Raw genomic sequence first — 22,159 nt, forward strand, 5'->3', positions numbered from 1 at the left:
GCCTCATGGCAGACTGCTGCAACCGGCTGATCACGACAGGGGGAACGTTGCAGGTCAGGACCCGTCACACCCCTACGTTCGGGGTCGCCCGACTCGTGCTCGCACCCACCGAACCGGTGCTCGTGGAGCGCTCTTCCGTGCTCGCGACCAGCTACGGCGTGGGTGTCGAGACCAAGGCCAAGGCGCCCGGCCTCACCGCCGCGCTGTGCACCGCGAGCGCCGAAGGCGGCTGGGTGGACGTCGCACCGGCCCTGCCCGGCGACCTGCACGTCCTCGAACTCGACGGCACCACCGGCTGGTGCGTCAGCCGCAACGCCTGGCTGGCCTCGGCCGCGACGGTCCGCATCGACCCGTCCGCCCCGCCCGTGCGGGCACTGCACGGCGGCGACAACGGCTTTCTCGCTTACGCGTTCGGCACCGGCCCCGTGGTCCTCAGCTGCTATGGCACGCTCGACGTCGTCACTTTGGAACCCGGCGAACTCGTCACCCTCGACAGCGGCCACGTCGTCGCATTCGCCGACACCGTCCAGTGCCGGCTGCGCGCCGTTTCCCCCGGCGGGCCCCAATCGGTGCGGAACGGCGAAGGACTCGTTCTCGACTTCGCCGGCCCCGGTCTGGTGCTCACCCGGACCCGCAGCCCGCGAGCATTGGCCAGTTGGTTGCGGGACAACGGATTCAGCGCCCGCCCGTAGCGTCGTCATGACTCCATAAGGAGGTATCGGCGAACCCCCTCGTGCCTCTAGCGTGGCGGTTTGCTCAGGGTATTTCTCAAAGGAGGACGTCTTGGCTGTCGGCACGGTCAAGTGGTTCAACTCGGAGAAGGGGTACGGCTTCATCGCGGCCGACGGCGGGCCCGATGTCTTCGTGCACTACTCGGCGATCCAGATGGAAGGCTTCCGAACGCTGGCCGAGGGCGACCGGGTGGAGTTCGAGATCCAGGCGGGCCGCGACGGCCGCAGCCAGGCATCGGACGTCCGGAAGGCACTGTGATCTACGCCCGGCCCGCCACGCGGCGGGTCGGGCGCTTCCCCTGAGGCGGGCACCACCGGAGCGACGACGGTTGCCGGCCGGCAACGATTGCCGGGAACCCGGCGCCGGCCCCTGTACCGGGAGGTTAGGCTGCCCCGCGTGTCGGAGGACCTGAGCGGGCGACGGTTGGGCCATTACCGGATCGACGGGGTGCTCGGCCGGGGTGGCATGAGCGTGACCTACAAAGCCACGGACGTCCGGCTCGGTCGCAAGGTCGCCCTGAAGGTCATCGGCGAACACCTCACCGCGGACGCCGAGTTCCGGGAGCGGTTCGTCGACGAGGCCCGCAACACCTCGGCCATCGACCACGCGAACATCGTGCCGCTCTACGACTTCGACGAGGTCGACGGGCTGCTCTACATCGCGATGCGGCTGGTCGACGGCCAGGACCTCGCGTCGCACATCAAGGACGGCGCCCTCTCGCCCGCGCGCACCCTGACGCTGCTCGGCCAGGTCGCCGAAGCGCTCGACATGCTGCACGGCAAGGGCCTCGTCCACCTCGACGTGAAACCGGCGAACGTGCTGGTCACGACCAAGGAAGCGGCGGGCGAGCACGTCTACCTCGCGGACTTCGGGCTGACCAGGCGCGGCGCCACCGGGCACCGCACCCGCACCGGCGACTTCCTCGGCTCACCCACCTACGCCGCGCCCGAGCACCTGCGCGGCGAACCGCTCGACGGCCGCACGGACCAGTACGCGCTCGCGTGCATGGTGTACGCCTGCCTGTCCGGACGGCCGCCGTTCCAGGGGACCGTGCAGGACGTCATCCAGGGGCACCTCGGCGCGGAGATCCCGCCGTTGACCGCGATCGTGTCGCTGCCGCCGGCCATCGACGACGTGCTGCGCAAGGGCACGTCCAAGGACCCGTCACAGCGGTACGGGTCGTGCGCGGAACTCGTCGCCGCGGCCCGTGTCGCGCTGGCCGCCGCGCCCCAGGGCACCCCGCCGCCCCGCCGTGACGCCGGCGCGCCGCCGATGGGCCCGCAGACCGGTGGCGTGCCCCAGCAGCAGCCTTACCGGCCGGCCTACCCGCAGCAGCCTCAGCCCGGTTTCCTCCAGGACCCGGTGCGGCTGCGCCCGCCGGCCCAGGTCGGCGCGAGCGCGTTCACCAGCACCGCCAAGTCCCGGCCCGCGTGGTTCGCGCCCGTCCTCGCCGGCGCGGCGGCGATCGTGCTGATCGTCGTCCTGGTGGTGATCTTCGCCCCGAAGGACGAACCGCCTCGACCGGGTGGCGGACCGGGCACCAGCCAGTCCATCGAGGTCGGGGGCACGACGAGCAGCAAACGCCTGCCCACGAGCGTCCCCGTTCGGACGTCCCGCTGACCTGCTTTTCTTGCACTCTCCTCCGTCGAGTGCTAAACACGGTGTTGGCACTCGGACCACCCGAGTGCCAACACGCAGGCTGGGACTGGTGAGGCCGGTCCCCTCCCAGGGGGCAGGTCGTCCGTCGCGGGCACCGAGCCTGGCCGAAGCACCGTGTTCCGCTGTGGACGAGCGTCCGCAGTGGCCCCATTCGTAATCAGGCGGAGGAACACACCGCAATGGCCAAGATGATCGCGTTCGACGAGGATGCCCGCCGCGGTCTCGAGCGTGGCATGAACATTCTCGCCGACGCCGTCAAGGTGACGCTCGGCCCCAAGGGCCGCAACGTCGTGCTCGAGAAGAAGTGGGGCGCGCCGACGATCACCAACGACGGCGTCTCCATCGCCAAGGAGATCGAGCTCGAAGACCCGTGGGAGAAGATCGGGGCCGAGCTCGTCAAGGAAGTGGCGAAGAAGACCGACGACGTCGCCGGTGACGGCACGACGACCGCCACCGTGCTCGCCCAGGCTCTGGTCCGCGAGGGCTTGCGCAACGTGGCCGCGGGTGCGAACCCGCTCGGCCTCAAGCGCGGCATCGAGCAGGCTGTCGAAGCCATCATCGAGCAGCTGCACAAGTCCGCCAAGGAGGTCGAGACCAAGGAGCAGATCGCCGCCACGGCGTCCATCTCCGCGGGCGACACCACCATCGGCGAGCTCATCGCCGAGGCGATGGACAAGGTCGGCAAGGAAGGTGTCATCACTGTCGAGGAGAGCAACGCGCTCGGGCTTGAGCTGGAGCTCACCGAGGGCATGCGCTTCGACAAGGGTTACATCTCCGGTTACTTCGTGACCGACCCGGAGCGGCAGGAAGCGGTCCTCGAGGACCCGTACGTCCTGCTCTACGGCTCGAAGATCGCCACCGTGAAGGACCTGCTCCCGTTGCTGGAGAAGGTCATGCAGAGCGGCAAGCCGCTGCTGATCATCTCCGAGGACGTCGAGGGCGAGGCCCTGGCCACGCTGGTCGTCAACAAGATCCGCGGCACGTTCAAGTCCGTCGCCGTCAAGGCCCCGGGCTTCGGCGACCGCCGCAAGGCGATCCTCCAGGACATCGCCATCCTCACCGGTGGCCAGGTCATCACCGAGGACGTCGGCCTCAAGCTGGAGAACGCCGACCTGTCGCTGCTGGGCAAGGCGCGCAAGGTCGTCGTGACCAAGGACGAGACCACGGTCGTCGAGGGTGCGGGTGACGCCGAGCAGATCCAGGGCCGCGTCAACCAGATCCGCGCGGAGATCGAGAAGTCGGACTCCGACTACGACCGCGAGAAGCTCCAGGAGCGCCTGGCGAAGCTCGCCGGCGGTGTCGCGGTCATCAAGGCCGGCGCCGCCACCGAGGTGGAGCTGAAGGAGCGCAAGCACCGCATCGAGGACGCGGTGCGCAACGCCAAGGCCGCCGTCGAGGAGGGCATCGTCGCCGGTGGTGGCGTGGCGCTGCTCCAGGCTGCCGAGATCGCGTTCGCGGGCCTGAAGCTCGAGGGCGACGAGGCGACCGGTGCGAACATCGTGCGCGTTGCCGTCGAGGCGCCGTTGAAGCAGATCGCCATCAACGCCGGCCTCGAGGGTGGCGTCGTGGTGGAGAAGGTCAAGGGCCTCCCCGTGGGTCACGGCCTCAACGCCGCGACCGGCGTGTACGAGGACCTGCTCGCGGCCGGCGTGCCGGACCCGACGAAGGTCACCCGTTCGGCGCTTCAGAACGCCGCGTCGATCGCCGCGCTGTTCCTGACCACCGAGGCAGTGGTGGCGGACAAGCCGGAGAAGGCGGGCTCGGCTCCGGCCATGCCCGAGGGCGGTGGCATGGACTTCTGATCGACCAGGGTCGCTGACCCGTCGATCGGCCGAAGTCACGAAGGGCCCGGTTCGCCTCTGGTGAACCGGGCCCTTCGCCGTGCCCGGCATGCGGTGGAATGGGGTGGAAGTGGAATGGGGGTGGAATGGGGCGGAGCAGGAGCCGGCAGCCGACCGGATACACGATTGGGTGAGATCAGCCGCAAAGTGTACGGAAACACCGTTACCGCCCCTCGGTTAAACCAGACCGAACCCCGAACCACCCCGGCACCCCGCCACCCCCGAACCACCCACGACCCCGAACGCCCGGCAACCCCTCCAACTCCGAAACCATCCGCGCCGCCGAACCACCTGCGACCCGAACGCCCGGCAACCCCCGGACACCCACCCCCTCCCGGTCACCCTGCTCGCCGCGCCGACCTGCTCGCTGACCCGCCTGCCCGCCGACCCGCTCGCTGCCCACGCGTCCGCCCGTCCGCACGCCCGGCCTGTTCGCCCCGCCCGCTCACCGCCGTGCGCCGGCCCCGCCCGACTCGCCGTCACCGCCCCGCCCCGCTCGCCTACGAGGACTGGAGCCGACCACGTGCTCATCGCGCACCTGAGCGACCCGCACCTGCGCACCGACGCCCTGGCCGCCGAACCCGCCGCCTCCCTGCGCCTCGCGCTCGGCCGGGTGCTGGCACTGGACCCACGGCCCGACTGCGTGGTGATCACCGGCGACCTGACGGAGTACGGCGACGTCGACTCCTACGCCCAGCTCCGCGAGGTGATCGGCGCCTTCCCGCTGCCGCTCCACCTGACCACCGGCAACCACGACAACCCGGCCGCGATGCTGGACGTGTTCGGCGGCACGTCGTTCCTCGGCGGCGGGACGTCGGCGCACTACGCCGTCGCCCACCCCGGCTTCACGGTCGTCGCCCTGGACTCGTGGCGGCCGGACGGGCCTGCCGGGCAACTCGGGGACGATCAGCTGTCGTGGCTGGACGACGTCCTCGGCCAGCGCCCCGACGTGCCCGCGTTCGTGTGCCTTCACCACCCGCCGGTCGCGGTGGGTGTTCCGTTCCTTGATGGGATGCGGCTGGAGAACGGTCCGGCTCTTGGCGCTGTGCTTGCTCGTCATGGCAACGTGGCGCGGGTTCTGGCCGGTCATGTGCATCGGGCGATCAGCGTGCCGTTCGCGGGCACCTTGGTGACCGTCGCGCCGAGCACCTATCGCCAGACGTCGCTGACGCTGCGCGCGGACCGGGAGATCGGGTACCTGGCCGAGCCGACCGGGTTCCTGCTGCACGTGTCCACGGAGTCCGGGTTTGCCACGCACACCGTGCCGGTGAGCCACGCCGGTGCGTTGATCGGCGGGTTCTGACGGCCGGTGAGATCGGCGCAGGTACGACGGCGGCCCAGGTACGACGGCGGCGCAGGTACGACGGCGGCGCAGGTACGACGGCGGCGCAGGTACGACGGCGGCGCAGGTACGACGGCGGCGCAGGTACGAAGGCGGCGCAGGTACGAATGCGGCGCAGGTACGAATGCGGCGCAGGTACGAATGCGGCGCAGGTACGAATGCGGGTCGGTACGCATGCGGGGCCGGCTGGAGGAAGGCGGGGCGGCTGAAGATCGGGGCCGGTGAGGGTGCGGCCGCGGCGATCGACCGGGCCGCCGGCGATTGACCGCTAAGTCGGTGCGGTCGTGGCCGCGCGAGGTCGCCTAGGGCGGTGATCGCAAGGGGGAGGCCGGGCTCCAGGGTGCGAGGCGGCGCCAGTCGACGAATGTGCGCCGGCGAACGGGCCGCTGACGGCGTGGGTGAGTGGTCGGTCCAGGCGGTCCAGGCGGTCCGGTTGGTCCGGTCGGTCTGGGTGACCGCGACCGTGATCGAGACGGCAACCGGCAAGCGTGACCGAGACCGAGACGGCAACCCCAGACGCCAACCGCTACCGCAACCGCAACCGCAACCGCTACCGCAACCGCAACCGCAACCGCGCCACCGCCCGCTACAACATGATCGTCGGTGTCACGACCGTCCGCCCACGCTCACCCCGGGCGTTCACCAGGTGCACCACGATCTGCGTAGTCCCGGCGGGTACGTCGGACAGGACGAAACGGCCACCGTCATCAGCCGTCGTGGTGCTCGAAGCGTGCTCCGCCACCCGCACCTCGACGGTGTGCTCACCGGCCGGCACCAACCAGCCGTCGATCCGATGTCTGGCCCCGGTCGACGTGAAGTTGACCATCAACGTCAGGTTGTCCACCGTGAACGTGATGGTCCCGGGGCTGCCACCACGCACCCCCGCGAACGAACCCGCCCGCTCCCAGCGGGCCACCTCGACGTCCAAGTTCTCCAGCGCCACCGCGAACTGGATCCGTTCGACGAGCCCCGGCGGGGGCGCGTCCAACTCGTACACCAAGCGGTTCAGTTCAGTGAGGACAGCGGTGTCCTCTTGGCCTCTGCGGTCATCGCGCGGGTCGATGTCGTTCACCGCGATCCTCCTTCCGCGTCGAGATGTGTGCGCAACATCGTCAGACACCGACCCCTGGTGGGGCCGATGCTGCCGCGTGGCATGGACAGTGCTTCTGCTACCGCGCGGTACTCCGCTCGGCCGGCCAGGACGGTGAGCCGCAGCAGCTCCTGGCACTTCTGCGACAGACGCCCGAATGCCCGCCACAGCCGGTGGTCCCGGTCGGTGACCAGGGCGGCGTCCTCGGGCAGGCCGTACTGACTTTCCAGTTGTTCCGCCAGCTCGTCGCTCAGCGCCGCTTCACGGCGAGCCGGTGTCCAGGTCCGTTGTGCCTCACGGCGCGTCGCCACGACGAGCCACCCGGCCAGCGCCCGCGGCTCGACCAGCCGGTCGAGGTGGCGCAGCAGCGCGAGCCAGACCGTCTGCACCACGTCCTCCGCGGTGTTGCGGTCCAGCCCGTGTCCGCGCGCGACGTGCCACACGAGCGGCGTCAGGTCGGCTACCAGCACGTCGAGTGCCCGGCGGTCGCCGTCGCGCGCGGCGACGACGCAAGCGGCGTGCCGGTCCGTGCCGTCCAGACCTTCCCACGGTGGGCGCTCACCGGCCGTGCGCAGTTCTCCCACGTCGTCACCTCCTTCTCGGCGTCCCCCAGCCGAAGCTGATCGTCACACACCACCGCTGCCGGTGGTGCGGTGGCGGTCCGCGATGCCCCCCTCGCACCGCGGACCGCCTCCCCCCTCACTGCGGGCGACTCCCGATCGGCACCCCTCGAAGCCGACCGAGGCCACCCTTCCCCCAGCGGTCTCAGTCCGGCTCCCCGATGCCGGCGGGCCGGGCCTCGAGCCGCACGTCAGGCGGAGTGGCGCTCATGCGTTTCTCCTCTGTCGGGTCGAGGACCGGTCATCAGATAAGGAGTGAGTAGTTCTACGCTGGATACGTCGCCTCCCGTTAACAGTTCACTGTTTGTGGTGGCGGGCTGACTGGACGCAGGCGTGAACCCCTTCAAGACCACCCGGACGAGCTAACGCCGTCGTCAACCGCTCGGTATGGTCTAGACCATGCTTGAGGTCATTGCCCTGGACGCCGCCGACGCCGAGGCCGCGCAGGCCGGCGGGGCGCACCGCTTGGAACTCACCGTCGACATGGCCGCGGACGGGCTGACGCCCCCGGTCACCGTGCTGCGCGACGTGCTGGCCGCGACCGACCTGCCCGTGCGGGTCATGCTGCGCGACGCGCCCGGTTTCGCGCCCGGCGACCTGGACCGGCTCAGGAAGGACGCGGCGGCGCTGCGCGAGGCCGGTGCGTCCGAGTTCGTGTTCGGCTTCCTCGACGCGAACGCCTGGGTGGACGAAGCCGCGTGCGCGGCGCTGATCGGCGAGTTGGACGGCTGCGCGTGGACGTTCCACCGCGCGCTGGACAACTCCGCCGACCCGGAAGCGGCGTGGACGGTCGTCGCCGGACTGGGCTGCGACACGGTTCTCGCCGCCGGGAGCGCGCAGGGGGTTGCCGACGGCTTCGGGGTCCTGGAACGGTTGGCCGCACGGCAGGAAACGGTGCGACTCCTGGTCGGCGGTGGGCTGAAGGCCGAGCACGTCCCGGCGCTGAAAGCCGTTGGCGTCACGGGGTTCCACGTCGGCGGCGCGGTGCGGCCGGGCGGCTGGGGCGACCCCGTCTCCGCCGACGCGGTGCGGACCTGGGCGAATTTGGTCTAGACCGCTTGCCGATGCGGACATTAGCATCGCCGTTGCTTCCCTTGAAATAGCTGTTGCATATTGCGCAACGTTGCGAAAGAGGTGGCAAGTGATGCGGTTCGCACTGACAGCAGCCGTCGTCGGCGTCGCCGTGCTGGCCGGGTGCACCCCGGTCCAGTCCGGCCCCGTCACGGGCACCGGCACGGACGAGAAGACGGGCCACTTCCGGGTCTGGCTGTTCGACGAGGTGAACCACGGCCCGAAGGAGGCGGTGGTCCAGGAAGCGATCACCGAGTTCCAGAACGCGCACGAAGGCGTCACCGTCGAGGTCCAGTACATCCAGGTGCAGACCCGCGCCGAGCGGTTCAAGGCCGCGTTCAGCGACCCCGCCAGCGCGCCCGACGTCGCCGAGTTCGGCAACACCGACTTGGCCGGCTACGTCGCGGGCGGCGGTTTCGCCGAGCTCGACCTCGGCCAGTGGCCCGACGCGAAGGACCTGCTGCCCGCCGTCCTCGACACCGGCAAGGTGGACGGCAAGGTCTACGGCGTCCCCTGGTACGTCGGCGTGCGCGCGCTCTACTACCGCACCGACATCTTCCAGGAGCTGAACCTCAAGCCACCGACGAAGCTGGACGAGATCGCCCCGCTCGCGCGGCAGGTCCGTGCCGCGAAACCGGACCTGCTCGGCATCTCCGCCGGCGGCAAGTACACGTACGGCGCGATGCCGTTCGTGTGGGCCAACGGCGGTGACATCGCCCGCAAGGACGGCGACAAGTACGTCTCCACCATCGACAGCCCCGAGGCCAAAGCCGGTCTCCGCCAGTACACCGAGCTCATCGCGGACGACATCTGCCCGCCGGCCCAGTGCGCGGGCAACGGCGGTGACGCGAGCGTCGAGGCGTTCCGCGCGGGCAAGGCGGCGATGGTGATCGGCGGCGACTTCAACCGCAAGTCGGTCGACGCGTCCAGCGCCGCCGGGAAGTACGCGGTCGTGCCGCTGCCGGGCAAGAACGCGGGTGAGATCGCGCCGGCGTTCGCGGGCGGCAACCTGCTCGGCGTGATGAAGGGCAGCCCGCGCAAGACGTTGGCGAACGAGTTCGTCCGGCTGCTGGGCGGCAAGGCGTACCAGCGCAAGATGTTCGACGCGATGGGCAACCTGCCGACGTTCGGCGACGTGCAGGCCGAGGTGGCGAAGGCGAACCCGGTGCTGGAGCCGTTCATCAAGACCTTGGAGTCGGGCACGCGGTTCGTGCCGGTCACGCCCGACTGGGCCAAGATCGACGCGCAGGCCGTGCTGCCGACGTTGTTGCAGCAGGTCGCCGCCGGTGGTGAGGACCTGGACCGGGCCGCCGCGCAGGCCGCCGAGCAGATGAACGCCGCCTTCGGCGGATGATGCCGACGAGGAGGGGCGACGGGCGGATCGCGTTCGCCTACCTCGCCCCCGCGCTGCTGGTGCTGGCCGGGCTGATGGGCTACCCGGTCTACCAGCTCGTGCTGATCTCCCTGTTCGACTACGGCCAGGAACAGGTCAGCGGTGGGGCGCCGCTGGCGTTCCTGGGCCTGGGGAACTACACGAAGCTGCTGTCGCAGGACCGGTTCTGGGCCGTGCTGGGGCAGACGGTCGGGTTCGCGGCGGTGTGCGTGGCCGGGACGCTGCTGGTCGGGGCAGTGCTGGCGGTGCTGGCCACGAGGGTCCGGACGTGGGCGCGGATGACGTTGTTCCTCGCCGCGCTGGGCGCGTGGGCGACGCCGGCGGTGGCCGGGTCGACCATCTGGCTGTTCCTGTTCGACGCCAACTTCGGGTTCGTCAACGAGGTCCTGGGCACCACCGGGTTCTCCTGGACCTACGACAAGTGGGTGGCGTTCGGTCTGGTCGCGGCGCAGGTGGTGTGGTGCTCGTTCCCGTTCGTCATGGTCACGCTCTACGCGGGCATCAAGTCGATCCCCGGCGAGGTGCTGGAGGCGGCGGCGCTGGACGGGGCGTCGACCGTGAAGACGGCGACGAGCGTGATCCTGCCGCTGCTGCGACCGCTGCTGATCGTGGTGACCATCCAGTCGGTCATCTGGGACTTCAAGGTGTTCACCCAGATCTACGTCATGACCGGCGGCGGCGGGATCGCCGGGCGGAACCTGGTGCTCAACGTCTACGCCTACCAGCAGGCGTTCGCCGCGTCCGAGTACGGGCTGGGCGCGGCCATCGGCGTGGTGATGACGGTGTTGCTGCTGGCCGTCACGGTCGGGTACCTGCGGGCGTTGCGGCGGAGCGGGGAGGTGCTGTGAACCGGCAGGCGTCGCGGGGCGTCCAGTCGTGGGGCGTCACGTCGCGAGGGGGCACGTCGCGGTGGATCACGCCGCGGGGCGTCGCGGAGGCCGTCACGGTCGTGATCGCGGCGGTGGTGGCGTTCCCGCTGTACTGGATGGTGCTGACGGCGCTGAAACCGGAGGCGGAGGTGATCTCGGCCGACCCCCGGCCGTGGACGCTCGCGCCGACGTTGGACAGCTTCGTGCGCGCGCTGACCGTGCAGAGCTTCGGCCGCTACCTGCTCAACAGCATCGTGGTGGCGGTCGTGGTGGTGCTGCTGAGCCTGCTGATCTCGTTCCTGGCGGCCACCGCGCTGACCCGGTTCCGGTTCCGCGGCCGGACCACGTTGCTGATCATGCTGCTGGTGGTGCAGATGGTGCCGGTGGAGGCGTTGACCATCCCGCTGTTCTTCCTCATGCGGTCCGTGCGGGACGTGGCGCCGGTGTTCGGGCTGAACCACCTGGGTTCGCTGGTGCTGGTGCACCTCGCGTTCAGCCTGCCGTTCGCGATCTGGATGCTGCGCGGGTTCGTCGCGGCGGTGCCGGCGGAGTTGGAGGAGGCGGCCACGCTGGACGGCGCGTCCCGGTTCCGGTTCCTGTGGCAGGTGCTGTTCCCGCTGGTCGCGCCGGGGTTGGTGGCGACGAGCGTGCTGTCGTTCATCCACGCGTGGAACGACTTCCTGTTCGCCAAGACGTTCATCATCTCGGCGGCGGAGAACCAGACGCTGCCGTTGGCGTTGCAGGTGTTCGTGAAACCCGACCAGAACGACTGGGGCGCGATCATGGCAGGTTCGACGTTGATGACGATCCCGGTGCTGGTGTTCTTCATCCTGGTGCAGCGGCGGCTGGTCGCGGGGCTGGCGGGGGCGGTGAAGTCGTGATCCTGCCGCGTCCGGTGTCGTTCGTCCGGGGTGATGGGGAAGTCGTCTTCGACGGCACGGTCCACGTATCGCGGGTGGACGTGCCGGCTGAGGGCTATCGGCTGTCCGTGGCCGCGGATGGTGTGCGGGTGTGGGCGTCCGACGACGCCGGGGAGTTCTACGCGCGGCAGACGGTGCGGCAGTTGAGCGGGCCGGGGGCGTTCCGGGCGGTTCCACCGGATCGGGTGACGCTGCCGGTGTGCGAGGTGGTGGACCAACCCCGGTTCGGGTGGCGCGGGGTGATGCTGGACGTGGCGCGGCACTTCCTGCCCAAGCACGACCTGCTGCGGTACGTCGACCTGCTGGCCGCGCACAAGCTGAACGTGCTGCACCTGCACCTGACCGACGACCAGGGCTGGCGGTTCGAGTCGGTGAGGTTCCCGCGCTTGCACGAGGTCGGCGGGTGGCGGGCCGACTCTCGGTTCGGCGACCGGCGGTCCGGCGGCATGGCCGGACGTCCGCACGGCGGGTACTACACCCAGGACGACCTGCGGGAAGTGGTCGCGTATGCGACGCAGCGGCACGTCACGGTGGTGCCGGAGATCGACGTGCCGGGGCACAGCCAGGCGGCGATCGCGGCGTACCCGTCCCTCGGCGTGGCAGGCGGCGGGGTGTGGACGGATTGGGGGATCAACCCGAACGTCATCGTGCCGGAGGAGTCCACTGTGGACTTCTATCGGCAGGTGTTCGACGAGGTGCTGGACGTTTTTCCCGCCGAGGTCGTCGGGTTGGGCGGTGACGAGACGGAGGGCGGCGACGGCCGGGTCGTGCGGCGGATCGCGGAGCACCTCCACCAGCGCGGACGGCGGGCGTTCGGGTGGGACGAGGTGCTCGACCGCGCATCGGACAGCACCGCCGGTCCGCTGCCCACCCGGATGATCGTGGCGTCGTGGCGTGGCGAGGAGCCTGGGCTGACGGCGTTGGAACGCGGGCACGACGTGGTGATGTGCCCTGAGCGGTACCTGTACCTGGACTACCGCCAGTCCGACGACCCCCGTGAACCCATCCCGGTCGGCACGGTCACCACGCTGGAGGACGTCTACGGGTACGAGCCGCCGGACCGGGTGCTCGGCGCACAGGTGAACCTGTGGACCGAACACCTCGACTCACCGAGGCGGCTCGACTACGCCGCCTTCCCCCGGCTGAGCGCGTTCGCCGAGGTCGTGTGGAGCCCCGCCGGACGTGACGTGGCGGAGTTCCGGACCCGGCTGGCCGAGCACCACCTGCCGCGGCTCGACGCGCTGGGCGTCGAGTACCGCCCCCTCGACGGTCCCCGGCCGTGGCAGGAGCTCCCGGGCGTGCCCGGCTTCCCCCGGTAGGGCTCAGTCCTCTTCCGGCATGATGATCCACGCCGCGATGTAGAAGATGGCGCCGGCGCCGAAACCGAAGAGCGTGGCGGCGACCAGCAGGATGCGCAGCAGCGCCGCGTCCACGCCGATGAGCTTGGCGACGCCGCCGCACACACCGGCGACCATCTTGTCGTTCCGGCTGCGACGGAGCTTCTTGACCTTGGCGGTGGCTTCGTTGAGCACGTCGTTCGTCATGGCTCAAGAGTGCTCTGCCAGGCGTTTCGGGACATCGGGGACGCACCCTGACTTCCCCCGGACCCCCGCTCTCAGGGTTCCGTGCGGGTCGGCTCCACCAGGACTTTGCCCCTGAGGTCGCCCGCTTCGGCCCGGCGGTGGATCTCCGGAAGGTCGGCCAGGCCGTGCCGCTCGGACACGTCTATCACGACCACTCCTCGATCGACCAGACCGATCAACTCCGCGAGCTGCGCGGCGTCGAAGCGGGTGACGAAGTGGGCGTCGGGCGCGTCGCTCAGGGTCGCCGACACCACGACGCCGCCGAGCCGTGCCACTTCGGCGTCGGGGACCAGGTTGAGCACCACGTCGAACGTGCCGGTCGGCCCGTAGCCGACGACTTCGTCCGCACCCAGCTTCCGCACGACGTCGGCGCTGCGAGGGGACGCGGTGGCGGTGACGTGCGCGCCCGCGTGCTTGGCCAGCTGCACCGCGAACCCGCCGATGCCGCCGCCCGCGCCGTTGACCAGAACCCGTTGTCCCGCTTGCACTTGGCCGTGGTCGAACACCATCTGCCACGCGCTGAGCCCGGCCAGCGGGAGGGCGGCGGCGTCGGTCAGCGGGACGGTCGTCGGCGCGGGCGCCAGCCGGTCCGGCGCGGCCACCGCGTACTCGGCCGCCGCACCGTCGATCCAGCCGACCACCGGCTCGCCGTCGACCGTGCCCGCCACGTCCCAGCCGAGCGTGAGCGGCAGGGTGAGGCCGAACAGCCCCGCCCGCACCGCCACCTCGGTCGGGTTGAACGACGTCGCCGCCACCTCGACCAGCACCTCGCCCGGCCCCGGTGCGGGAATGGGGATGTCGTCGACCCGGATCACGGACGGGCCACCGTACGCATGAATCCTCGCGCTCTTCACAAGATGAACCTACGAACCGGACACAAGACGATCCATGCTCACGCATCCCGACTTCATGTTCAATCGTCTCGTGGACGTGTTGAGTGACGTGATCGCCGTGATGCGGACGGGTCGGCCGGTCGTGGCCCGGGTGGCGTGGGAGAAGCCGTGGGGGCAGCGGTTCGCGCCGGTGCCGGGCGCGTCCGGGTTCCAGGTGGTGCTCAAGGGCGCGTGCTGGCTGCTGCGCGATCACGCCGACCCCGTCGAGTTGCGCGAGGGCGACGTCGTGTTCCTGCCCGACGGCCGGGGCCACGCGCTCGCGGACAGCCCCACCACCCCGTTGGCCACAGAGGCGTGCGACCCGGACTCCGTCGTGGACCACCCCGTGCCCGCGCACCCGACCACCGTCACGTTGTGCGGCGCGTACGAGCTGGACCACGTCCACCCGCTGCTGCGCGACCTGCCCGGGACGGTCCTCGTGTCCGACCCCGAACTGCTCGCCGCCGCGGCCCTCCTCGCCGGCGAGCTCGAACACCCGCGCCTCGGCTCGGACGCCCTGGTGCCCGCCCTCCTCGACACGCTCCTGCTCTACCTGTTGCGCGCCTGGTCCACGGGGACGACCCACACCACCGGCTGGGCCGCCGCCCTGAACGACCCGGTCACCGCCACCGCGCTGCACCACATCCACCGCGACCCCGCGCACCCGTGGACGGTCGCGCGGCTCGCCGCCACCGCCGGCCTGTCCCGGGCGCCGTTCGCCAAGCGGTTCACCGCCCTCGTCGGCCAACCACCGCTGACCTACCTGACCTGGTGGCGGATGACGACCGCCGCCCGTCTCCTGAAGGACACCGACGCGCCCCTGTCGACCATCGCGGCCCAGGTCGGCTACAGCTCGGAGTTCGCGTTCGCCGCCGCGTTCAAGCGGGCGCGCGGCACAGCGCCGGGCCGCTACCGCCGCCTACCCTCGACCACGTGACGCCTGACGCACCTGAGGAGCTCGCCGCCGCGCTGGACCGGGTCGGCTACCTGCCGGACGCGGGTATCGCGACGGCGGCCTACCTGGCCCTGCGCATGCACCGCCCGTTGTTCTGCGAAGGCGAGCCGGGCACCGGCAAGACGTCCCTCGCGGTGGCGCTCGCGGAGGCGCTCGCCCTGCCGTTGATCCGCCTCCAGTGTCACGAGGGCATCGACGCGACCCAAGCCCTCTACGACTGGGACTTCCCCCGTCAGCTCCTGCACCTCCGCGCCCTCGAAGCGGCCGGCCCGGTGGACGCGGAGGCAGCCGAGGCGTCCCTCTACGCCCGCCGCTTCCTCCTCGCCCGCCCGCTGCTCCAAGCCCTCGAAGACGCGCCGTGCGTGCTGCTGGTCGACGAGGTGGACCGGGCGGACGACGAGTTCGAGGCGTTCCTGCTGGAGGTGCTGGGCGAGAACTCGGTGACGATCCCCGAACTCGGCCGCGTCACCGCGAAGACCCCGCCGCTGGTCGTGCTGACCTCGAACCGCACCCGCGAGGTGCACGACGCCCTCAAGCGCCGCTGCCTCTACCACTGGCTGGAGCACCCCGACCTGGCCCGCGAGGTGGCGATCCTGCGGCGGCGGCTGCCCGGCGTCACGGAACGCCTCGCGCACCAGGTCGCGTCAGCCGTGCGGCGGTTGCGCGAACTCGACCTGCTCAAGCCGCCGGGCGTCGCCGAGTCCCTCGATTGGGCGGAAGCCCTGCTCACCCTGGGCCGCGCCGAACTGGACGCGGAAACCGCGGCCACCACGCTCGGTGCCGTCCTGAAGTACCGCGAGGACGCACAACGTGCCCTTTCTTCCGGCATCCTATGTCCTGCTGAATCGCTTTGATTATCGCGCCTCCTGATATGACGGCGTGTTCCGAAAACCTGGCGTGGTAAACGTGACGTCCATCTGGAGATTTGCCGGCTGCCAAGCCGCAGGAGGGGGTTTGATCAGGGCGGACTCGTTCCAGGTGAAGTTCGCCGAGTCAGGGGGGATCAGTGCGGAGAGTGTGTCGTGGGTCAATTTGAGAACGTCCTCGATGTGGGATGCATCCAGTTGGTCGGCGAGCATTGCGGAACTCGCGAAAACGACCTGAATCAGTTCCCACTCTTTGCCGTGGTAACGACTCCTGTCGAATTCATTGCGAGTCAGATGAAACGCGCCGCGAGTCGTTGTGCCAGCCGCCTTCACTTCGATCCGTCTGATCACAGGCACCTGGGCCTCGATGTCGTATCCATACTTGTCGGATATGCGGGCCACGTGCACGGGTCGCGCACCGGCCCTCACCAGTGCGGCGAGCACGAACAGTTCGGCCGCATCGCCGATCGCCTTCCTCAGCGGCTCCTGGAACGGGGATGTCAGATCTGCACGGGCACCGAGGAGAACAGCGTCCAGATCAGGTTCGAGCCAACTGAGCGCGACCAGGTCTTCTTCGGGGATGTACTCACGTGCCACACCGGCGGAGGTGACCGCGACTCGCAGCCACAACGGAGGGTCGGCGGCCAGCAGGAGCCGGGCAATGCCGTGCAGTGTTGCCCGGTCAGCTGATTCGGACAAGCTGAGCAATCGCGACTCGACGACTATCCCACCGCCCGCCGACCAAGCCAACCTGAGTTTGAACAGGACGTCGACCGGCTTTGCGAGATCGACCTCGGCGGACAGGAACGACCGGGGAGCCCTGGCCGCATCAATCCACTCGTCGACCTCGCGTCGCCGCTTGACGCGTGCCGCACGAGCCAGCAGGAAAACGCCGAACGCGAAGCCGTGCCTAGGGAGCATGCGCCACCGCTTCACGGAGGTGGGCGATGACGGCCCGCTCGTCGTCGGCGAAAGCAGGCTGGTTCAACTGTCCGGCGTCGGGTTCGGGCAACGAAACCCGGACGAGTCCCGAATCATCCATCAACCGCCCGAGAGCCTGGACTTTCTCCCGCAACCTGCTGTCGACCGTCTGATCGATGGTGCCTTCGCTCAGCAGCAGGGTGAAACGCGTCATCACGTCATCACGCAGCCCCAAGCGGTGGATGCGGTCCTGGCTCTGGAGGAAGTGACCGGCGTTGAAGCTCCGGTCGAGGTACACGGCGTGGTGGCACCAGTGATGCAGGCTGACGCCTTCCCCGCACGCGGCCGGGTTGGCAAGCAACACGTGGCAGTCGTCCTCATGCCGGAATCGGTCGAGTTCCTGTTCGCGCGTGATCGCGTTCGCCGGTGCGCCGTCTTCCGGAGGAACACCACCGTGCACCACCGCCGGGTTGTGCTCCTCGAGAAGGAGGGCGAGCGAGCGGAGGTTGCGCACGAACGTCGACCAGACGATCACCTTCTGCTTCCTCGAAGCAGCCTCGGCCACGATCTCCCGCACCCGGTCGTATTTCCAAGGCACCTCGTACTCGCGGTACCGCTGCAACAGTTCGGCGAGCGGCTCGCCCTTTCGGATGTCCAGCGGAGGGTGCGCGAAGCCCTGGTCGTCATTCGCTTCGGATCCGGCGACCAGGAGCATCGGGTTGGTCGCCGCCTCCATCAGGTACATCACGATCCGGCCGAGCCGGTCGAATTTCCGGCGGGACGACGTGTCCAGGGCAAGGTGGCCTCGGTAGCGGCCGGCCAGGGCGTCGTAGATCGCCTTCTGGAGGGGGCGCATGGTGGCGAGTTCCACCGAGAAGGTCGTGGGTGGAAGGTCGAGTTTCGCCTTCGGGGTGCGGACGAAATAGCGGGCGATGGCGTTACCCGTCGCTTGCAGCACGTGGTCTTCGCGGCCATCACGCTCGACGTAGACGCTGGGTGGAAGGATTTGCCGGTCCTGGCCGGGATAGAGGAACCGCATCAGCGCTACGAGGTCGAAGGCTCCCTGTGGTGCGGGAGTGCCGGTGAGCACGTCGCGGCGTCGAGCCGCATACGCCAAGTCCAGCACCGCTCGGCCATGGACCCCGAGTTCGCCGCGCTTGATGCGGTGCGCCTCGTCGAGGACGACTTGAGTCGGCCGTCGGGCGACGAACTCCCGGATGCGGTCGTAGTCGGACGCGACGCGGTTGTAGTTGGTGAGGACGATATCCACGTCGTCCGGGATGAACGAGTTCGGCCCTGAGTGCACGGCGATGGTCGGAGCAGGCTCCAGACAGGCCGCCGCATCCTCCTTCCAGGTGTGGAAGGCGGCAATCGGGGCGATGACGAGCAGTTGCGCGACCCGCCCCCGCGCCCGCCCGAGGGCGAAGTTGGCCAGGGCCACGCTGGTCTTGCCCGCGCCAGGCACTGAGAAGTCGGCTCCGTGCGGCAACCGGACGATGGTCGCCAGATTCTCCAACTGGAACGGCATCAGCTCGCGCCGCGTGAAGCCTGCGGCCCGCAGCTGCTCCGGCAGGGATGAGATGTCGTAGGTCTCCATCGGCGGGATCGCTCGCTCGCGTTCCAAGCGATCTGTTTTGAGCAGCTGCAGTTGATCCCGCAGCGTCGGACCGAGTTCGACGCTCTCTCCGAACAGACGTCGTATCTCCTGGATGGCGGCCAGCTCGGCGAAGAAGACGTCGACGCGCACGTCGATCCGGTTCAACGAGCCGCCGACGATGCCCCGCGAGAAAGCCTCCTGCAACCTTGCCCACGCGCCCGGATTGGCATCGGGCCCGGCGTTCGCGACGACTACCGGCCGGCCCCGCTGGTACAGCTCAAACTTGATCAAGGAAGCTCCTTGATCTCACGCGTCAACGCCTCCAGCTCGTCGAGCTTCGCCGTCAGGGCGCTCTCGTCCCAGCTCGGGTAGTCGCGAGCTTTCGGCAAGGCGATGAGCACGCGCTTCAGCTCCGCGATAGCCTTGTCGACGCGCGTTATCGGAGCCTTGACCGCGGTCTGGTCGCGTTCCTGTTCCTCGGCTTCTTCCGCCGCGTTGGTGATGGCGTTGTTGAGGCTTTCGAGCACATCACGTGTCAGCACCCGCTCGCCGCCGGCAAGCTCGATGGTCTCCTCGGGCCTCTTCTGAGCCAGAAGCCCCAGCACGCCGTCCAGAGGTGAGGCGGTGCTCGGCGGGCCGACGAGATCGCCGATAAGGTCGTCGTCCACAGGATCTTCCGTCTGCTGCTCGACCGTCTCCAGCACGAGCCGCAACGAGGCATCCCCCTCGACCTCACGCCTGACGAGCTCAGCCGCGTCATCCCGACGCAGGTTGCGCAGCTTGCGGTACTGCACGTTGGCCAGAGTGCCGAGGAAGTAGGCCGACCGAACGCTGGCAGCCTCGGCCTGGGGCTTGTTCTTGATGTGCTTGGCCAATTCGTCGAACGCCGACTCGTTGTCGTTGAAGTCGATGTGCAGACGCGCGCCGTTGGACAAGGACACGAGCTGGTGGACCTGTTGGAGCTTCTCGTGCAGCGAACGGACGCCGCTCGCGTCCCGGTGCATCCGCTGGGCCACCTTCAGGTAGTCCTTGCCCTCCCGGTCGAACAGCTCCTCGATGAGCAGAGCCTCGTTGATCCACGAGTACTCCTGCTTGAAGTCGCGAGCCACTTGGAGCTCGGCCTCAAGGTCCACCAGCTCGTTCTCGGTTGCGTCCTGCGGCAGCACGAGACATTGCACGTACTGGGCCTTGAGGTGTCGGTCCTCGTACAACGCGCGTAGGGCTGCGGTCCGCCGGTTCCCGTTGATCAGGATGCCGTCGGCGGTGATGATCGCCGGCTCTTGTTGGCCGCGTTCCTTCAGATCGTCCTTGAGGGAGTCGAAACCCTCCTGGCCGGCCAGAATCCGGTACTGCGCCTCCTGCGCCTCCTCGCCGAGCGGATCGGCCGTGAAGAGGTCAGGGCGACCCTTGGCGTGGATCTCGCGCCGTTGTTCGGCGGTGGTCCGGTGGTTCCTGGTGGAGAACCGGACCCAACTCACCTCTACTTCGACGCGCGGGAGCTCCTTGTCCGACCGGGGCCAGGCCGGCACGGCAACGTATCCCCTCTTGTCGCGTGCTTCGAGAAAGGCCGCCCGATCCTGGTCAAGTGCTGGATTCGGCACCGTGTCAACTCCTGTAGGTGGTGGATCGGAACGGGCCGAACCGTCCGGTGACGATGGTCTTCACGGCGCCTGCTCTCTGCTGGAAGCCGATGTGGCCGGTGAAGGTCGCCGCCTTCTCTGCGGTGATGCCGAAGAGGCTCAACAGCAGCTCGGGGAACACCCGGACCTGATGGCCCTTCCAGTTCCAGCCGTCCTCCGTCTCGTCATCGTCGGGCATGACGTAGACGCACGGAGGAGGTACGGACTGCCCCCCGATGTCAATCGAGTTGGACATCTTGGGACAGATGCGGTGCGGCGTGCCGCACAGCTCGTTGTGGAAGATGACGCCGTCGAGTCGACCAGGGCGCTCGGAGAAAAACCGCTTGCGCAACCGGGTGACGCCTTTGGTCACATGTTCGCCGGGGTGGTAGCGCATGCTGGAGCACAGCCACCACAGGTAGGTTTCGTCGGCCCACTTCGGCACTTCCCACGCCACGCTGCTGTGGTGGCCGTCCGGACAGCCCTTCTGGATCACCGCGATCTCGCCCCGGCCCTCGATGCTCAGCCGGTACACCGTCTCCTCGCCGGCCACGGGGGTGGTGAAGGCTCCGATCAGGCCTTTGTTCAGCATGGCTTCGAACAGGCCTTTCAGGAACTCGCGCCGCTCCACGTTATTCGCACTGACACGCCCCCGAATCGCCTCAATAGCCATCGGCAAAGCGCTACGGAATTCGGCTTCGGTAAGGCCGCGGCGGCTGAGGTAGTCAGCCTCTCCGGCGAGTTCGTTGATAAGTCTGGACACCTTGTCGACGATCTCCGGCGGAGGTGCGCCCGCATGACGACAGGGCGTCGCTTCCTCCGGGCTCATGCGCCATCGCCCCTGCGTGCAATCAGCTCGACTCTTACGGATCCCATGCGTAATGCCTTCACAACGGCAACATACTCCAGACGTCGAGACCGTGACGTCGACAAGGCGACGATTATCAGTTGATCGGGAGCCGATGCTCTTTTGTTAGCCGCTGCGGTCGGGTCGCCGCTTGACCTGCTCCGCGATCGCTTCCGCCGCGACGTCGAGATCGTCGTGTTCCCACACCACGGTCAGCGTCCAGCCGGCCTCGGCCAGGCGCGCCGCGGTGTCCGCGTCCCGACGCATGTTGCGCTGCACTTTCTCCGACCAGTAGCCGCTATTGGAGGACGGCGCCCGGTAGTGCTGCGGGCATCCGTGCCAGAAGCACCCGCGGATCTCGACGGCGACTTTGGCCCTGCGGAAGACGATGTCGACCGTTCGGCGGACGTCGGGCAGCGGTCGGGTGCACACCCGGTAGCGCAGACCCATCGCGTACAGGGCCTTGCGGAGGCGCAACTCGGGTTTGGTGTCGCGGCTCCGGTTCGCCTGCATGGACTTGCGAGTCGCTCCACTGGTCGCCCAGGACGCTTCCGGCATGCTGAACACCCTAGCCGGGTCACTCGAAGTCGAGTTCGAGCTCGCCGCCATCCGGGGTGTCGGTGTCCGAGGGCGTGAGCGGCCGTCGGACGCTGCCGACGAGGCCTTCCATGTGGATCACATCGGCATCGGGGGCGGAACGCCCTTCCGCCTCGGCGAGCCGGGTGGCGGCGAGGTAGGCGAGTCGGACCGCCTGGATGACCAGCACCCGCCGCAGACCTGTAGACACCTCACCCCGCTCGTGCGCGACCGCGGCCAGGCGGGAGACCGTTTCGGCCCGGCGTGCGATCCGGACGTCGGGGTGGCCGCGTTCCTCCCGGGTCTGGTCGCTGATCAGGGCGAACCGCTTGGACGGCGGCAGGTCGCCGAGATCGGAGACCGGAGGGATCTTCTCGTTGAGGATTGCCTTGAATCGGCTCTCCTCGATGGCGAGGGTGTAGGCGTTGTACTCGACGCTGTCGAGGTGTCGTCTGGCCTGCTTGTTCGCGGCGGGGATGCCCTCGTACTCCCAAAGAGGCCAGAGCTGCATCTCGGCGACCTCGAAGACGTCCAGGATGCGCATCGCCACAGCATCGGTCCGCTGATTGCTCAGGTGTCGGCGAACGCGGGCGCGGAGTCGCTCGTTGGTCTGACCGACGTAGATCGGCTCGCCTTCGTAGTCGTAGAAAGCGTAACAACCCCATTGGGCGTCCGCCCATTTGCGGCCTTGGTCGTCCTTGGTGTCCAAGGCGAGTTCGAGAAGAGCGCGGAAGTCCTGCACGGACTTCGCGGGAAGGCTTTTCTTCGTGGGTCTCGGAGACACCC

The 22,159-nt window shown here is 69.0% G+C and carries 22 protein-coding genes; 12 read left to right on the forward strand and 10 right to left on the reverse strand.

Annotated elements, in window-relative coordinates; genetic code table 11:
- Positions 1-47 precede the first annotated feature (47 nt).
- From F4560_RS34905 to F4560_RS34925, 5 genes are all read left to right on the forward strand, one after another.
- Positions 48-692 (forward strand): AIM24 family protein, encoded by a 645-nt coding sequence (locus F4560_RS34905; protein WP_184929569.1) that lies wholly within the window; start codon positions 48-50, stop codon positions 690-692.
- Positions 693-783: 91 nt separating this feature from the next.
- Positions 784-990, forward strand: coding sequence for a cold-shock protein (locus F4560_RS34910; protein WP_184927367.1), 207 nt, complete (start codon positions 784-786; stop codon positions 988-990).
- A 138-nt stretch (positions 991-1,128) separates the two neighbouring features.
- Positions 1,129-2,352: a serine/threonine-protein kinase gene (locus tag F4560_RS34915; protein ID WP_184927368.1), complete on the forward strand. Its 1,224-nt coding sequence runs from the start codon at positions 1,129-1,131 to the stop codon at positions 2,350-2,352.
- Between the two features lie 218 nt (positions 2,353-2,570).
- Positions 2,571-4,193 carry a chaperonin GroEL gene (groL, locus tag F4560_RS34920; protein WP_184927369.1) on the forward strand — a complete coding sequence of 541 codons (1,623 nt, stop codon included), beginning with the start codon at positions 2,571-2,573 and terminating at the stop codon, positions 4,191-4,193.
- 562 nt (positions 4,194-4,755) lie between these two features.
- Complete coding sequence (locus F4560_RS34925; RefSeq protein ID WP_184927370.1) at positions 4,756-5,535, forward strand: phosphodiesterase; 780 nt, start codon at positions 4,756-4,758, stop codon at positions 5,533-5,535.
- A gap of 625 nt (positions 5,536-6,160) precedes the next feature.
- On the opposite strand, the gene F4560_RS34930 is transcribed toward F4560_RS34925, so the two are convergent.
- On the reverse strand, positions 6,161-6,583 hold the full coding sequence (locus F4560_RS34930) for a carboxypeptidase regulatory-like domain-containing protein (RefSeq protein ID WP_221485076.1): 423 nt from the start codon (positions 6,581-6,583) through the stop codon (positions 6,161-6,163).
- 59 nt (positions 6,584-6,642) lie between these two features.
- Entirely contained in the window at positions 6,643-7,248 is a 606-nt protein-coding gene (locus F4560_RS34935; RefSeq protein WP_184927372.1) for an RNA polymerase sigma factor, read from the reverse strand.
- 435 nt (positions 7,249-7,683) lie between these two features.
- Between F4560_RS34935 and F4560_RS34940 the strand changes: the two genes are divergently transcribed.
- From F4560_RS34940 to F4560_RS34960, 5 genes are all read left to right on the forward strand, one after another.
- Positions 7,684-8,337 (forward strand): copper homeostasis protein CutC, encoded by a 654-nt coding sequence (locus tag F4560_RS34940; RefSeq protein WP_184927373.1) that lies wholly within the window; start codon positions 7,684-7,686, stop codon positions 8,335-8,337.
- A gap of 91 nt (positions 8,338-8,428) precedes the next feature.
- Positions 8,429-9,709 carry an extracellular solute-binding protein gene (locus F4560_RS34945; protein WP_184927374.1) on the forward strand — a complete coding sequence of 427 codons (1,281 nt, stop codon included), beginning with the start codon at positions 8,429-8,431 and terminating at the stop codon, positions 9,707-9,709.
- Positions 9,706-10,596 carry a carbohydrate ABC transporter permease gene (locus tag F4560_RS34950; RefSeq protein ID WP_184927375.1) on the forward strand — a complete coding sequence of 297 codons (891 nt, stop codon included), beginning with the start codon at positions 9,706-9,708 and terminating at the stop codon, positions 10,594-10,596. Before F4560_RS34945 ends, F4560_RS34950 begins: the two co-directional genes overlap by 4 nt.
- A gap of 65 nt (positions 10,597-10,661) precedes the next feature.
- A complete protein-coding gene (locus F4560_RS34955; RefSeq protein ID WP_184929570.1) occupies positions 10,662-11,498 on the forward strand; it encodes a carbohydrate ABC transporter permease in 837 nt (278 codons plus the stop codon).
- Positions 11,495-12,856 carry a beta-N-acetylhexosaminidase gene (locus F4560_RS34960; protein ID WP_184927376.1) on the forward strand — a complete coding sequence of 454 codons (1,362 nt, stop codon included), beginning with the start codon at positions 11,495-11,497 and terminating at the stop codon, positions 12,854-12,856. Before F4560_RS34955 ends, F4560_RS34960 begins: the two co-directional genes overlap by 4 nt.
- 3 nt (positions 12,857-12,859) lie before the next feature.
- Here the strand turns inward: F4560_RS34960 and F4560_RS34965 are convergent, their stop codons facing one another.
- Positions 12,860-13,081 carry a PspC domain-containing protein gene (locus F4560_RS34965; protein ID WP_184927377.1) on the reverse strand — a complete coding sequence of 74 codons (222 nt, stop codon included), beginning with the start codon at positions 13,079-13,081 and terminating at the stop codon, positions 12,860-12,862.
- Between the two features lie 71 nt (positions 13,082-13,152).
- Positions 13,153-13,935: an NADP-dependent oxidoreductase gene (locus F4560_RS34970; RefSeq protein ID WP_312869652.1), complete on the reverse strand. Its 783-nt coding sequence runs from the start codon at positions 13,933-13,935 to the stop codon at positions 13,153-13,155.
- A 109-nt stretch (positions 13,936-14,044) separates the two neighbouring features.
- Between F4560_RS34970 and F4560_RS34975 the strand changes: the two genes are divergently transcribed.
- Together F4560_RS34975 and F4560_RS34980 are read left to right on the forward strand one after the other, a co-directional pair.
- Entirely contained in the window at positions 14,045-14,929 is an 885-nt protein-coding gene (locus F4560_RS34975; protein WP_184927379.1) for an AraC family transcriptional regulator, read from the forward strand.
- Positions 14,926-15,801 (forward strand): AAA family ATPase, encoded by an 876-nt coding sequence (locus tag F4560_RS34980; RefSeq protein WP_184927380.1) that lies wholly within the window; start codon positions 14,926-14,928, stop codon positions 15,799-15,801. Before F4560_RS34975 ends, F4560_RS34980 begins: the two co-directional genes overlap by 4 nt.
- On the opposite strand, the gene F4560_RS34985 is transcribed toward F4560_RS34980, so the two are convergent.
- From F4560_RS34985 to F4560_RS35010, 6 genes are all read right to left on the reverse strand, one after another.
- Positions 15,802-16,749 (reverse strand): protein NO VEIN domain-containing protein, encoded by a 948-nt coding sequence (locus F4560_RS34985; RefSeq protein ID WP_221483742.1) that lies wholly within the window; start codon positions 16,747-16,749, stop codon positions 15,802-15,804. It lies immediately after the preceding gene.
- Positions 16,724-18,622 (reverse strand): DEAD/DEAH box helicase, encoded by a 1,899-nt coding sequence (locus F4560_RS34990; RefSeq protein WP_184927382.1) that lies wholly within the window; start codon positions 18,620-18,622, stop codon positions 16,724-16,726. Before F4560_RS34990 ends, F4560_RS34985 begins: the two co-directional genes overlap by 26 nt.
- On the reverse strand, positions 18,619-19,860 hold the full coding sequence (locus F4560_RS34995) for a ParB N-terminal domain-containing protein (RefSeq protein ID WP_184927383.1): 1,242 nt from the start codon (positions 19,858-19,860) through the stop codon (positions 18,619-18,621). The genes F4560_RS34990 and F4560_RS34995 overlap by 4 nt, the downstream gene beginning before the upstream one ends.
- 76 nt (positions 19,861-19,936) lie before the next feature.
- Entirely contained in the window at positions 19,937-20,779 is an 843-nt protein-coding gene (locus F4560_RS35000) for a hypothetical protein (protein WP_184927384.1), read from the reverse strand.
- A gap of 144 nt (positions 20,780-20,923) precedes the next feature.
- On the reverse strand, positions 20,924-21,355 hold the full coding sequence (locus tag F4560_RS35005; protein WP_246477923.1) for a very short patch repair endonuclease: 432 nt from the start codon (positions 21,353-21,355) through the stop codon (positions 20,924-20,926).
- Between the two features lie 19 nt (positions 21,356-21,374).
- On the reverse strand, positions 21,375-22,157 hold the full coding sequence (locus F4560_RS35010; RefSeq protein WP_221483743.1) for a GIY-YIG nuclease family protein: 783 nt from the start codon (positions 22,155-22,157) through the stop codon (positions 21,375-21,377).
- Positions 22,158-22,159 lie beyond the last annotated feature (2 nt).

Source organism: Saccharothrix ecbatanensis, assembly GCF_014205015.1.
Taxonomy (GTDB): domain Bacteria; phylum Actinomycetota; class Actinomycetes; order Mycobacteriales; family Pseudonocardiaceae; genus Actinosynnema; species Actinosynnema ecbatanense.

Excerpts from the sequence above, each read along its gene's own strand:
- groL (WP_184927369.1), top strand. The coding sequence starts at position 2,571 with ATGGCCAAGATGATCGCGTTCGACGAGGATGCCCGCCGCGGTCTCGAG.
- F4560_RS34950 (WP_184927375.1), top strand. The coding sequence starts at position 9,706 with ATGATGCCGACGAGGAGGGGCGACGGGCGGATCGCGTTCGCCTACCTC.
- F4560_RS35000 (WP_184927384.1), bottom strand. The coding sequence starts at position 20,779 with ATGAGCCCGGAGGAAGCGACGCCCTGTCGTCATGCGGGCGCACCTCCG.
- F4560_RS34945 (WP_184927374.1), top strand. The coding sequence starts at position 8,429 with ATGCGGTTCGCACTGACAGCAGCCGTCGTCGGCGTCGCCGTGCTGGCC.
- F4560_RS34965 (WP_184927377.1), bottom strand. The coding sequence starts at position 13,081 with ATGACGAACGACGTGCTCAACGAAGCCACCGCCAAGGTCAAGAAGCTC.
- F4560_RS34940 (WP_184927373.1), top strand. The coding sequence starts at position 7,684 with ATGCTTGAGGTCATTGCCCTGGACGCCGCCGACGCCGAGGCCGCGCAG.
- F4560_RS35005 (WP_246477923.1), bottom strand. The coding sequence starts at position 21,355 with ATGCCGGAAGCGTCCTGGGCGACCAGTGGAGCGACTCGCAAGTCCATG.